Origin of the sequence: Methanocaldococcus jannaschii DSM 2661, assembly GCF_000091665.1 — an archaeon.
Classification (GTDB): Archaea; AGJL01; Methanococci; order Methanococcales; family Methanocaldococcaceae; genus Methanocaldococcus; species Methanocaldococcus jannaschii.
Genome location: NC_000909.1, coordinates 15,453 through 27,933 on the forward strand (window position 1 = coordinate 15,453; position 12,481 = coordinate 27,933).

The 12,481-nt window shown below is 30.6% G+C and carries 11 protein-coding genes and 2 pseudogenes; 7 read left to right on the top strand and 6 right to left on the bottom strand.

Features of this window, described 5'->3' with window-relative positions; all coding sequences use genetic code 11:
- Positions 1-36: 36 nt before the first annotated feature.
- Together MJ_RS09425 and MJ_RS00075 are read left to right on the top strand one after the other, a co-directional pair.
- A pseudogene (locus tag MJ_RS09425) lies at positions 37-162 on the top strand (bifunctional heptose 7-phosphate kinase/heptose 1-phosphate adenyltransferase); the annotation flags it as partial.
- Positions 155-322 (top strand): annotated as a pseudogene (locus MJ_RS00075) (HAD-IIIA family hydrolase); the annotation flags it as partial. The pseudogenes MJ_RS09425 and MJ_RS00075, both read left to right, overlap by 8 nt.
- Before the next feature lie 88 nt (positions 323-410).
- Here MJ_RS00075 and MJ_RS09270 read toward each other — a convergent pair.
- Positions 411-863, bottom strand: a complete 453-nt coding sequence (locus MJ_RS09270) for a transposase (RefSeq protein WP_162484775.1) — start codon at positions 861-863, stop codon at positions 411-413.
- Between the two features lie 490 nt (positions 864-1,353).
- On the opposite strand from MJ_RS09270, the gene MJ_RS00085 reads away from it, so the two are divergent.
- Both MJ_RS00085 and MJ_RS00090 read left to right on the top strand, forming a co-directional pair.
- The gene (locus MJ_RS00085; RefSeq protein ID WP_010869509.1) at positions 1,354-1,998 is read left to right on the top strand and encodes an IS6 family transposase; all 645 of its coding nucleotides are present in this window, start codon (positions 1,354-1,356) and stop codon (positions 1,996-1,998) included.
- A gap of 207 nt (positions 1,999-2,205) precedes the next feature.
- Positions 2,206-3,780, top strand: a complete 1,575-nt coding sequence (locus MJ_RS00090) for a class III signal peptide-containing protein (RefSeq protein WP_010869510.1) — start codon at positions 2,206-2,208, stop codon at positions 3,778-3,780.
- Here MJ_RS00090 and gatE read toward each other — a convergent pair.
- Positions 3,777-5,669, bottom strand: coding sequence for a Glu-tRNA(Gln) amidotransferase subunit GatE (gatE, locus tag MJ_RS00095; RefSeq protein ID WP_010869511.1), 1,893 nt, complete (start codon positions 5,667-5,669; stop codon positions 3,777-3,779). The genes MJ_RS00090 and gatE overlap by 4 nt on opposite strands.
- 26 nt (positions 5,670-5,695) lie before the next feature.
- The gene (gatD, locus tag MJ_RS00100) at positions 5,696-6,949 is read right to left on the bottom strand and encodes a Glu-tRNA(Gln) amidotransferase subunit GatD (protein ID WP_010869512.1); all 1,254 of its coding nucleotides are present in this window, start codon (positions 6,947-6,949) and stop codon (positions 5,696-5,698) included.
- Between the two features lie 360 nt (positions 6,950-7,309).
- On the opposite strand from gatD, the gene MJ_RS00105 reads away from it, so the two are divergent.
- The 3 genes from MJ_RS00105 to MJ_RS00115 all read left to right on the top strand — a co-directional run bounded on the left by MJ_RS00105 (position 7,310) and on the right by MJ_RS00115 (position 10,188).
- Positions 7,310-8,437 (top strand): radical SAM protein, encoded by a 1,128-nt coding sequence (locus MJ_RS00105; RefSeq protein WP_010869513.1) that lies wholly within the window; start codon positions 7,310-7,312, stop codon positions 8,435-8,437.
- A 113-nt stretch (positions 8,438-8,550) separates the two neighbouring features.
- On the top strand, positions 8,551-9,639 hold the full coding sequence (gene cbiD / locus MJ_RS00110; RefSeq protein ID WP_010869514.1) for a cobalt-precorrin-5B (C(1))-methyltransferase CbiD: 1,089 nt from the start codon (positions 8,551-8,553) through the stop codon (positions 9,637-9,639).
- Between the two features lie 264 nt (positions 9,640-9,903).
- Positions 9,904-10,188: a hypothetical protein gene (locus tag MJ_RS00115; RefSeq protein ID WP_083774557.1), complete on the top strand. Its 285-nt coding sequence runs from the start codon at positions 9,904-9,906 to the stop codon at positions 10,186-10,188.
- Between the two features lie 45 nt (positions 10,189-10,233).
- Here the strand turns inward: MJ_RS00115 and MJ_RS00120 are convergent, their stop codons facing one another.
- From MJ_RS00120 to MJ_RS00130, 3 genes are read right to left on the bottom strand one after another with little or no spacing between them, the layout of a single operon-like run.
- Positions 10,234-10,653 carry an archease gene (locus MJ_RS00120; RefSeq protein WP_010869516.1) on the bottom strand — a complete coding sequence of 140 codons (420 nt, stop codon included), beginning with the start codon at positions 10,651-10,653 and terminating at the stop codon, positions 10,234-10,236.
- Positions 10,654-11,670: an RNA 3'-terminal phosphate cyclase gene (gene rtcA, locus MJ_RS00125; protein ID WP_010869517.1), complete on the bottom strand. Its 1,017-nt coding sequence runs from the start codon at positions 11,668-11,670 to the stop codon at positions 10,654-10,656.
- Positions 11,671-11,681: 11 nt separating this feature from the next.
- Positions 11,682-12,479 (bottom strand): NOL1/NOP2/sun family putative RNA methylase, encoded by a 798-nt coding sequence (locus tag MJ_RS00130; protein ID WP_064496367.1) that lies wholly within the window; start codon positions 12,477-12,479, stop codon positions 11,682-11,684.
- Positions 12,480-12,481 lie beyond the last annotated feature (2 nt).

Sequence of the window (12,481 nt, forward strand, 5' to 3'; positions counted from 1 at the left end):
CATCAATGCCTATATTTGTCTATCTAATATATAACAGTTTCGGAAGGGTATGATTTAGTTGATGCGATTAAATTGGCAAATAAGGCAAGTTCAATTGTTGTTGGAAAGGTTGGGACTGCAACAGTTAGTTTGGATGGATTGTTTGGTGATGATGTTGAATAAGGCAATTTTTTTAGATAGGGATGGAGTTATTAATAAACGACTAATTGGAGACTATGTTAAAAAAATAGAGGAATTTGAATTACTGCCTAACGTTAGAGAGGCATTAATTGAATTTAAAAAGATGGGTTATTTGTTGATAGTTGTAACCAATCAGCAGGGTTCGAAACAGTTTTTAATTTTCTATAACTTATAGTAGCATATCATAATAAACAAACCGTAGTTCTCATTACACATTTAAATGTTTTTATTCATTTATTGATTCTTTTATGTTGTATGTTGTAAGCGATTGTGAAGAGTAAAAGCTTAGCACTTAAACCTTTCTTGCTTACAGCTCGGATGTGCCTTGGGAATGACTCTGCCAATTTGGATAAGTTTGTTTCGATTGCCTTTCTTAATTTATTCAGCTCTTTATATTTTTTAGCTTCTTCATTCGGTTTTATCATGTTTTTTCTTTTTATTGGGATGAAATAAACGCCTCCGAGTTTAAATAGATTTTGGAGACCTTTATCAATATAGCCCTTATCTCCGATTATTACACAGTTTTTGAAGTCCCTAATGATTTCTTTATAATTTTCCTCTAAAATATCCTTATCGTGCTGATTTGCTGGATTTATAAACAGTAACATTAAATACTTCCCATCGGTAATGAAAGTTGCTTTATATCCAAAATACCAACATTTTTTCGATGGATTGTAACCAATACTACTGTTTTTTTAATAAGCTTTGAAATTCCTATCCTCTCATGTCGAGTTTTCCTCACAAGCTCTTTTGTTTTAATTGGCATTGCATCGATGAACAACATTTTGGGAATCGGAGCGAAGCGAAGAGCAACGAAATCACAAAGTGATTTCGTCTAATAATTGTAAATATTCAATTAAAAACTCATATCCACATTTATACACTCCTGCAAAATATATCATGCATAAAACCGAAAAGATTATTAAGTCGATTAGAGAGATTATCTCTCTAAGGATATAGGGTGATTTATACTTTGCAACTATCGGATAAAACTTAGCTCGCATAAGCTTTATTAAACGCTTAACTCTCGGAATTTTTGATTTTTTGATAACGCTATCACCTCCACTATTTTTTATCGATATATTAAAGTTAAGAGTTTATATATTTATCTATTTGATGGGAGAGACTGTCAAGTTAAGTTTTTATCAAAATATTGATAAAAAATAATAAAATATGAGGCTCACAATAGAAGTTATAAAGGAGAAAATCGTAGAGAGGAAGCTTTTTAAAAGGAATAGGAAATCGATAGAGGTTAAAATCTTAGCAGGGCTTTTGTATTACCTCGGATTATCGTTAAGGAAGGTAAGTTTATTCCTTTCCCAATTCGAAGACATAAGCCACGAATCGGTTAGAATTTATTATCACAAGATTAAAGAAGTTTTAAACGAGCCAGAAAGAAAGGAAAGAAACTTAATTGCAATCGATGAGATTAAACTAAAGGTTGGAGACAAATATATTTATGCATGGTCTGCCATCGATGTAGAAACGAAAGAATGCTTAGGAGTTTATATATCGAAGACAAGAAATTACCTCGATACTATATTATTCGTTAAGAGTATATTAAAATTTTGCTCGAATAAGCCAAAGATTTTAGTTGACGGTGGAAAGTGGTATCCGTGGGCGTTGCGAAAATTAGGCTTAGAATTCGAAAAAGTTAAATTCGGACTAAGAAATTGTGTAGAAAGCTTCTTCTCAGTGCTTAAACGAAGAACAAAAGCATTCTTTAATAGGTTTCCTAATAATAGTAAATTCGATACAGTTATTAGCTGGATTAAAAGCTTCATGATGTTCTACAATTGGGTAAAATCATTAACTTGACAGTCTCGAAAGATAATAAAAATTTTATATTTAATAAAACTAATATATAGATAATATATAGATATAAATTAAGTTAATATATTTAAAAATATTTAAAAAACTTAATAATAATATTTATCTAAATATTTATATATTATTTGGAAAGAAAAAAGCATATATAACTATTAACTTTTAAAATTTGATATATGGGTAATTAGGTGGTGTATAATGATTTTCAAAAAAAGAAAAGGGCAACTCACATTAGAATTCATTTTATTAATTTTAGGTATGACAGTTGTTGGAATTGTTATTACTATGGGATTAGTAGAAAAAAGTCCAATATTTATTGGAGATAAACCATTAGAAGTTAAAAAAGAAACTATGGGATTGTTCATAAATGAATCGAAATTTAATTTAACAGTTGAAAATACTACAATATCAAATTTAGGTAATAATAATACAGAATCGAACAACTCAAATAATGAAACTGGTGGAGGGTATCTTTATATAAGAGTTTCAGGAAGTTCAAAAGGTCTAATAACGAAAGATTTAATAGTATCTGGAGATGCTAAAGATGTTTCTGGAGACATTTCTAAAACTATAAATAGTAAATGTGTTGAAGAAAATGCTATTGGAGAAGTTTATGGAGATATATATTTAGAAGGTAGTGCTAATTACAAATTAGGTAATTTATTATGTATAAATAAATTCCAGACATATTTAACTGGTAGCGGAAGCTTAAAAGTATATGTTCCGTATATACAGGAATTCATAATAAGGGACAAAAATAGCGGAGAATCTCAAATTGGAGGAAGTGTTTCACTTACTGTGGGTAATACAAATATTAATAGATTTTATGTTGAAAAGATAACTGGAGGAGCTAAAGTAAAATTTAAGGACTTTGCTATAAATACATTTGAAACTAATAGTGGTAACTTTGGAGGAGGGGCAGAGACAGTATTTGAAAATGGACGAATATCTACAATGAAATTAGGGGATATTGTAAGTGGAGGAAATGTAAAGTTTAAAAACGTAAATATTGGAAATATGATAATAAACAATATGATAGGAAGCCCAACATTTGAGCTTTCAAATTCAACAATAAACAATATGAAAATAAATAAATTAATTGGCAGCCCAAAAATATTAGTAGAGGATAGTTCAATTATAAATTCCTTAGAAACAGACCAATTAGGTGGAAGTGACATTGAAGTTAAAGATGGAAGTATAATAAAAGAAATTACAATACACGGTTCTACCGGAACAAACGGGAAGATATTTGTTGGATATGGGGGCAAAGTTGAAAAGTTGTTTGTAGAAGGCAATATCAATTCAAGAATTGATCTTAAAGGATTTAGTGGGCTTATAGATGTTAGTATTGGAAATATTGCTGGCGGAGGAAAATTATATGTTGATAATGTAATTGGAAATTCAATATCAACAGGAATTATTGGGAACAATAAGGGATTAGAAATTGAAGATTCAAGTTTGTCAGTTGTGAATATTGAAGGTGTATCAAATTCTGGAAGTGCATTTATTAAAAATACCCTCATATATCAGTTAAAGATTAATTCATTACCTGATTGGGGTTCAGATATGACGCTTAATAAAGTTAATATAACAAAATTATCTATTAATGAAATTAGAAATGGAAAACTTACTATTAAAAATTCAGAAATTGGTGAGTTGCATATTACTAAAATTTCAGGAAAAGGAAAAATAATTGTAAAAAAGTCTTATGTAAATGGAAAATACTATAAGAAGTTAGTAATCAAAAAGAGTAATTATAAGAAATGGAGTTAAATCTCCTTTAACTTTTTTCTCAATATATCATTAACTAACTTTCCATCCGCTTTTCCTCTTAGCTTTGCCATACATCTACCCATTAAAAATCCATAGGCCTTTTCTCCTTTTTCTTTAACCACATTTAAATGTTCTTTAATTATGCCCTCAATAATCTTTTCAACTTCTTCCTTAGATAATCCTTTTAATCCTTTAATTTCTAAAATCTCATCTATACTTTTATCTGGAAACTCACAAAAGCCTTTTAAAACCTCAACAATTCCCTCTTTAGCTATCTTACCTTCAGATAGAGCTTTAAAGGTCTCTTCTAAATGTCTATCCTCCAACTTATCAATATCATATCCTTCTCTTTTAATCTCCTTCAATGTCCCTTCTAAGGTTGTAGCAATTAAAACCGGCTTAACATTCTTAAATTTCTTACATAGATCTTCAAATAAATCAACGTAATAACTTAAAACCATCTTTTTAGCTAATTCATCATTTAATTTATATTCTTTCTTAAACCTCTCAAACTTCTCCTCTGGAAGTTCTGGCAGATTAGCTCTAATCTCCTCAATAAACTCCTTCTTTATAATTATTGGTGGGATATCGGTTTCAGGATACATTCTTGCGGCTCCAGGTAGCGGTCTTAGATATGCAGTATTTCCATCCTCTAAAGCCCTTCTTGTTTCCTCTGGAACTCCTATTAATGCCTCTTTAGCCCTCTCTATTACAGCCTCTAACGCCCTATCTACCTTGCTTTCCTCATCTGCAACAATAATTACAGCATCATTTTCTTCTGCATTAACAAACTCTTTAAGTTTTTTAACTTCCTCCTCTGTAATACCATATTTTGGCAACTCATCAGTGTGGAAAAGCCCTCCAACGCCAGCTATAACCTTGGCCCTATCTGAAAATTCAGTTCCTAATCTTCTTCCTGGCTGAATCTCTTTTCCAACTAAACCAGCAAATCCTTTTAATAAAACTGCCTTAACCTTTCCATTCTTTTTCTTTAAAGCATTTTGTATAATTTTTGATTTACAGTCTTTAAATATCTCTGTAACATCAAATATCTTCTCAACAACCTCTGCATTTCTTTCTCTTAATTCATCTCTAATCTTTAATAAGTTTAGTTGCCTTATAACTTCATTCTCTACAACCTTTTCAATTAAATCTAAGTCTTGAACTCCCTTAACCTCTATTCTTGCTCCATCTTTAATTGATATGTTTATATCCTGCCTTATAGTCCCTAAACCTCTCTTAACCTTTCCAGTGGCTCTTAATATCTCTCCAATTCTTCTTGCTGCCTCTTTAGCCATCTTTGGAGTCTTTATGTCGGGAGCTGTTGAAATCTCAACCAATGGAATTCCCAACCTATCTAAGTTATAAACAACTGCATCCCCTCTATCTTCTATCTTTCTTGCAGCATCTTCCTCTAAACATAAGCTTGTTATTCCTACTTTTCCCTCAGATGTTTCTATATATCCATCTCTTGCTAAAAATATGGTTCTTTGAAATCCAGAAGTGTTTGAACCGTCAATAACTATCTTTCTCATTGTGTATGCAACATCAACCACGTTCATATTCATCAATAAAGCAACCTCTAACGCTATCCTTAAAGCCTCTTCACTTGGTGGATGTGGAGGTTCTTCATCCAACTCAACCAAACATGTTGTGTCATTATAAAATTGATAAATGAATTTCTTCCCTTTCCTTGCCTCTATTAAAGCAGCTCTATCAACTTCTCCCATTTCACTTAATGAAGGTCTTAAAACTCTAACAATCTCTCCATCTGGTTCATCATCTCTTAAAATTGTTGGACAGTGGCAGAATAACTTTCTCTTTGTATTTAACTGTTGATGAATTTCTAACCCAACCTTTAAACCAACTTTTTCATAGTTAATCTCCATGTTATCACCAAATTAATTTGTTATTATTAGTATGCATCAAATCTGCTCCTATATTCAATCTCCCCAACCAAATTCTTATTAATTAATTTTTTAACTTCCTCTGGCTCATAATTTCCTAAGAGATACATTAATTTAACCAATGCAACTTCTGGAGGCATATCTTCACAACCAATAACTCCTAATTTTTGTAATTCTCTTCCATTTGAATAGACGTTCATATTTACTCTTCCATTGATTGTTTGAGTAGTCATTACAACAACTACTCCTTTATCAGTTGCATACTTTATGTGTTCAAATATATACTCTGGGGCATGACCTAAACCCGTCCCTTCTAAGACAATCCCTTTATACTCTTTATCAACATAGAATCTAATAATTTCCCCATCCATTCCAGGATATACTTTTATTAAAGCCACTTTTTCTTCTAAGTTTGTGTTTATCTCTACCTTTTTGCTGTTATCTGATTTTTCAACTTCCTGCAAATAGATGATTTCCTTTGTAAATGGGTTTATCTTAGCTACTGGAATTGAATTTATAGATTTAAATGCATCTCTTCTTGATGAATGGCATTTCCTAACTTTAACTCCCTTATGTAGATAGCAAAATGTATCTCCACTCTCCCCATGCATTACTACATAAACTCCTTTAATTGGTTCTCTTGCAGCTAAAACAGCACTTATTAAGTTTAGAGCAGCATCTGATGAAGGTCTGTCACTACTTCTCTGAGCTCCAACCAAAATTATTGGGACATCAGCTTTAACCATAAATGAGAGAGCTGAAGCTGTATAGCTCATAGTGTCTGTTCCATGGGCAATAACAATTCCATCAGCTCCCTCTTCTATCTCTTTTTTTATCTCTTCAGCAATCTTTCTCCAATACTCTGGTTTCATATTTTCGCTTAATATGTTCATTACAGCCCTTCCTTTTATGTTGGCAATGTCTAAAAGCTCTGGTACAGCCCTAATTAAATCATCTGCTGTAAAAGAAGGATGAACAGCTCCTGTTTTATAATCAACCTTTGAAGCTACTGTCCCTCCAGTGGATAAAATAGAGATTGTTTTTAATTTTTCATTTTTTTCAATGTTTAATGGAGGTAGTTCATACTTTGGCTTTTCTCCTTTAGCAATAATCTCAATATTTTTTACATTTTCTTTTAATATTCCAACGTTATAACCGTTTTTCATCTTTATTGTAATGATATTTTCGTTAGTTGATGGCAATAAGATACCTTCAAAAATCCCTTTGTCTGTCTCTACCCTTATAACATCTCCAACATTCATCGTTCCACCTTAAAAACTGATTCTTAGAGATTGTTATAGATTAGGGTATAAAAATTATAAAAAGATAGCTATCATATAAATTTTTATATTTAAATATATAAATTAATATTTGCAAAATAAAAAGTGGCGTCAGTTCGCCCATCAATCATCATAGCTCAGCAGCTACTCCGTTCATCATCCGCCATAAATATATTAAGTAGCTTTAAGTATATATACTTACCTCAATAGGACTTCGCAGGAATAAAATCTTTAAAGGAAAGTTTAACAGGTTGAATGCAATTTAAATATATTAAGGAACTTTGAAGCTTTTGGCTTCATCTATCCAATAATAAATTACTATTCAATATTTACGGTGAAAACATGAATGTTGAAGAGATTGAAAAATATTTGGAAGAAAATTTTGATAAATTGCCAGAGGGATGTAAGCAGTGTGTTAAAGGGGGAAAATTAGTTTTATTCATCACAGGAATTTGTAATAACAACTGCTACTACTGTCCTTTATCTGAAAAGAGAAAGAATAAAGATGTAATATATGCCAATGAGAGGTTAATAACTACCGTTGAAGAGGCTATAGAAGAGGCAAAGCTCTGCAGTAGTAAGGGAGTAGGAATAACAGGAGGTAATCCTTTATTAAAAATAAATAGAACTGTAAAATTCTTAAAAGCACTAAAAAAAGAGTTTGATGAATTTCATGCTCATCTATATACAACTCCGGAAACAGTAAATGAAGAGAACTTAAAACTTCTAAAAGAGGCAGATTTAGATGAGATAAGGCTACATCCAACAAAAATATTCAATGAAGGATATGATGAAGAATATATAAAGTTTTTATGTAATAAATTGAACTTATGCAACAAATACATTGAAGATGTTGGGGTTGAAATTCCAGCAATCCCAAATATGGAAAATGAAATTTTAAAGTTAGCTGAGGCAATTGATGGAATAGCCAAATTTATGAATATCAATGAGCTTGAGTTTTCTGAGGAAAATTATCATGAATTAGAGAAGAGAGGTTTTATGCCAAAGGATGATGTAAGTAATGCAATTGCTGGCAGTGAAGAAACAGCTTTAAAAGTTATAAAAGAATTTAAAGGTGATTTATTCATTAACTACTGCCCATCAGTTTTAAAAGATGCCATACAGATGAGAAATAGATTAATAAATAGAGCTAAGAATGTAGCTAAGCCTTATGAGGTTATAACTGAAGATGGCTTACTATTGAGAGGCATTATGATTTTTGACAATGAGGATGATTTAAAGGAAATGGCTGAGATTTTGGAAGAGAATGAGATAGAGTTTGAAATTATTGATAAAAATATATGCTTAAATCCATTTATATTAGAGGATATTATTGAAGAGATGAAAAGGCAGAGGTTTCCTATAACATTCTCAGCTTATATCTCAGAACTCTACCCTACAGCTGATGCTTTAGAAGTAGAGAGAATCCCATTAATAACTAAAAAACTAAAGTTTAGGAGAAGAAGATAGTTTTTTGCAAAAGTTATTAAAATTACTAAGGTTATTTGAACGCCAAAGGCGTTCATTTCTTCATTAATACTCAAAATGTTTTGCAAAAAACTATAAAAAGATAATGGGAGATTATGATTTATGATTTCAGGAAAAAATCAAAATTTGGCTACACTACTGGCTCATGTGCTGCTGCTGGGGCTTATTCTGCATTATATTATTTAAAATTTGGAAAAAAACTTAGTTATGTTGAGATTGAGAATTTAAATGGTGATAAATTAATTATTCCAATAGAAAAAATTGAAAAATGTGGAAATAAAGCTAAAGCAGTGGTTATTAAAGATGCTGGAGGGGATATAGATATAACAAACGGAATTGAAATTATTACTGAAGTGGAGTTAAAAAAAGGAAAAAAGGATGTTATTATCAAAGGTGGAGAAGGGGTTGGAATAGTTACAAAGAATGGCTTGCAGGTAAAGAAAGGAGAGCCAGCTATAAATCCAAAACCAAGAGAGATGATTAGAAACAACCTTTTAAAATTGTTAAATGATGATGAAGTTGTAGAGGTAACAATCTCTATCCCAAAAGGAAAAGAACTTGCTAAAAAAACACTAAATCCAAAACTTGGAATTGTTGGTGGATTATCTATATTGGGAACAACTGGAATTGTTAGACCAATGTCAAATGAAGCATATATGAACTCTTTAGCTCCACAAATAGATGTTGCATTAGCAAATGGCTATAAGAGATTAATTTTTGTTCCTGGAAATATTGGAACTAAATATGCTAAACAACTTTTAAATGCTAATGATGATGAGATTATTGAGGTTTCAAACTTTTGGGGATTTATGCTTGATAAAGCTAAAGAAAAAGGTGTTGAGGAGATTTTAATCTTTGGACATGCTGGAAAAATAATTAAGTTGGCGGGGGGGATATATAATACTCATTCAAAGGTAGCTGATTGTAGAAATGAGATATTAGCAGCTTATTCGTCTCTATTTATTGATGACAAAGAGGCGATAAAAAAAATTTTATATTCAAATACAACAGAGGAAGTTATTAAAATTTTAGAGGAAAAAGGAGTTTTAAATGATGTGTTCAATTTTATAGCTAAAAGAGTTGTTGAAAGGTTAAGTGAAAGATGGAAGGGTATAAAATTCAGCTGTATAATTATAAATATGAAAGGGGAGGTTTTAGGAAGTTATATATGGAATAAAAAATAATTAAACATTAACAATGAACACAAAAAAGTAATCTTGAAGAATGTAGGGGTATTATGACAGTTGCCTATGCTAAGTTGTATGAGATTATTCATAAAAATGTTAAAGATAAAAGATTAATGAAATACTGAATACGGAAAAGAGGATAAATATGAGAAAAGCTAAGAGGCATCACCGAACATAGTGAGGTGAGTAATGAAATCCATAAGGATTTCATCTGATTATCGAGCGAAGCGAGATAATGCATCATGTTTTGATGAAACTTTTTTGAAAAGTTTCGCAGAGGAATTGTATAATGCAATTATTGAGATTATCAAAGAAAATAAAACTATTATTAAAAATGAAGTTAGAGATGAGTTAAGGAACGAATTGGCTACAAAAGAAGATATTTTATTGGTAGAAGAAAGATTGGGGAAAAAAATTGAATTATTAAATCAAAAAATTGAAAGAGAAATAAAATTAGTTAGGAGGGATATGATAATAATTAATTTAGTTATAATTTTAGCTATGTATGCTCCTGAGATTATTGGGAAACTTTTAATTTTTAGATAGAAAATATAATTATATTGTATATTTTATTTTTCATCCCTCTATGGCTCATAAATCAACTATATATCTAATCTTCCATCCATCTTCTTCTTGTTTAATTTCCATTTTATGATAGGTTACTGCTTTAACCTCCTCTTTTATATTATGTTTTTCTTTGTTTATCTTTTCTCCGTAAGCAGTACATTTTAACCTGTAGCCATTATCATTTTTTTCAATTTTTACATCGAAGTCATTAAAAACCAGATTTTCAACATCAGTATAAAAAAGTAACTCATTTAGAAAATTGTATAAGAGCTCTTCCAAATCTTCTCCTGTTATTTCAAACTCTATTTTTTCTTTTTTATCAACTTTATCAATATCTACCATAATATTGTAAAGTCCCTTAGCTCCTTCTTTAAATGCCTCTTCTAAACTCTTTCCTTTTGCTTCAACACCCAAATCAGCAGTAGTTTCAAAATAATTAAACATTTAAACCACCTCAATAGTAAATCCATTGCAATTATTTTCTTTATATTCTTTAATCTCAAAATCTACATCCAAAAAGTGTTTAACAACCCACATGTTTGTTTTTGTATGATTGGTTATCTCTGAAACCCCCACTATTCCTTTACCAAAAGCTAAGAATGGGATTATTTGGTCTCCCATATATTTATCTAAAGCCATCCCACTTTCCCTCTCCTTTAATAACTCATTAACCGCCCTTTCAGCAACAATCTCCGCCCTTAACCCTTTCTCTCCTAAACAACTTCCCCCTAAAGTATCGTTCCATAAAACTATCCCTGCTCCAGTAGAAATACCCTTTGAACATTCTATTTTTATATTGGGCAGAAGTTTTTCTTTGTTTAATAAATCAACTGCCTTTTTTCTCATTCTTCTTGCTATACTCTCATCTAAATTTTGCACATAGCTAATTCCTTCAACTAAGTTACTTTTAGAATGTTCTATTAAATCAAATTTTTTAATTTTTGAAGGCTTTACTTCAAAAATAACCTCTCCTCCGCCTTCTGGATAAAATCCTCTTTTTAAAACTTTTAGCTCTGTCAATACTCCAAAATTTCTAAGAATTTTTAAGGTTACATTTTTTACATAATCAATTGGTGGGGCTCTTTTGACATCAGTCCCTCCCTTTATTTTTACAGTGAATTTTTTGTTAATTCCTAATGATAATGGGAGGAGAGTTTGTATAACCAAAGATATGCTCCCAGCAGTTCCAATATCAATTGTAAAATCCTTTGGAGATAATTTTGAAGGTATAAAAGTTAATTCTTCTGAGCCAACGTTTAATCCAAAAACTTCAGCATTGCAAAGCTTTTTTACTGCTTTAACTGCAGATACATGTTGAGGAGCTAAACCTTTATTCTTTCTCTTTTTCCTTATGTTAATAATTTTTACTGGTTTTTGAGTTAAAGCTGATAAAGAAACAGCAGTTCTTATAATCTGCCCTCCTCCTTCTAAGTAACTTCCATCAATAACAATAAAATCCATCTCATCACCAATTATATTTTTCTCAATTTTGCAATAAAAAATGGTTCATTTGGTGGAAAAACTCTTAAAGTTCCTTTTATATATCCCTCTTTTATATTAATTCCTTTAAATTCATTTGCTTTTATAATTATTAACTCAACATCATTTCTTTTTTGTAGAATATATTTTATCACTTCCTCATTTTCTTCAACTTCCATTGAGCAGGTTGAATAAACTAACTCTCCATCTTTTTTTAATAAATCTATACCTATATCTATCAACTCCTTCTGCCTTAAAGAGCAGTATTTTATGTCTTCCTCTGAGACGTTTCTGTTTTTATCTTTAATAATATTTCCTGAGCATGGGGCATCTAATAAAATCTTATCAAAAAATATCTCATTTTTTAATAAGTAATCTTTATATTTTCTCATATCTGCATTTATTATAATAGTGTTTAAAACTCCCATCCTATTTATATTTGATTTTAATGCCTTTGTTCTTGTTTTGCTAATTTCAACTGCAACTATTGTCCCTTTATTTTTCATTAATTGGGCTAAATGAGTTGTTTTCCCTCCTGGAGCGGCACACATATCTAAGATAAAATCATCTTCTCTTGGATTTAAAACAATCGGCGGAATCATTGAAGATATTGATTGAGGCATATAATAGCCAAACAAATACTCTGGAGTAGAACCAATTGAGAAAGGAGATTTCTTTACTTCAAAAGCATAATCTAAGAAAGTTTTTTCTAAAACAACACCTTTATTTTCTAATCTTTTTTTCAATACTTCTGGATTAATCTTTAGAGTATTAACTCTTATAAATTGCATTT

Bases quoted from the DNA above. Each gene is read 5' to 3' on its own strand.
- MJ_RS00085 (WP_010869509.1), top strand. From the start codon at position 1,354: ATGAGGCTCACAATAGAAGTTATAAAGGAGAAAATCGTAGAGAGGAAG.
- MJ_RS00090 (WP_010869510.1), top strand. From the start codon at position 2,206: ATGATTTTCAAAAAAAGAAAAGGGCAACTCACATTAGAATTCATTTTA.
- gatE (WP_010869511.1), bottom strand. From the start codon at position 5,669: ATGGAGATTAACTATGAAAAAGTTGGTTTAAAGGTTGGGTTAGAAATT.
- gatD (WP_010869512.1), bottom strand. From the start codon at position 6,949: ATGAATGTTGGAGATGTTATAAGGGTAGAGACAGACAAAGGGATTTTT.
- MJ_RS00105 (WP_010869513.1), top strand. From the start codon at position 7,310: ATGAATGTTGAAGAGATTGAAAAATATTTGGAAGAAAATTTTGATAAA.
- cbiD (WP_010869514.1), top strand. From the start codon at position 8,551: ATGATTTATGATTTCAGGAAAAAATCAAAATTTGGCTACACTACTGGC.
- MJ_RS00120 (WP_010869516.1), bottom strand. From the start codon at position 10,653: ATGTTTAATTATTTTGAAACTACTGCTGATTTGGGTGTTGAAGCAAAA.
- rtcA (WP_010869517.1), bottom strand. From the start codon at position 11,670: ATGGATTTTATTGTTATTGATGGAAGTTACTTAGAAGGAGGAGGGCAG.
- MJ_RS00130 (WP_064496367.1), bottom strand. From the start codon at position 12,479: ATGCAATTTATAAGAGTTAATACTCTAAAGATTAATCCAGAAGTATTG.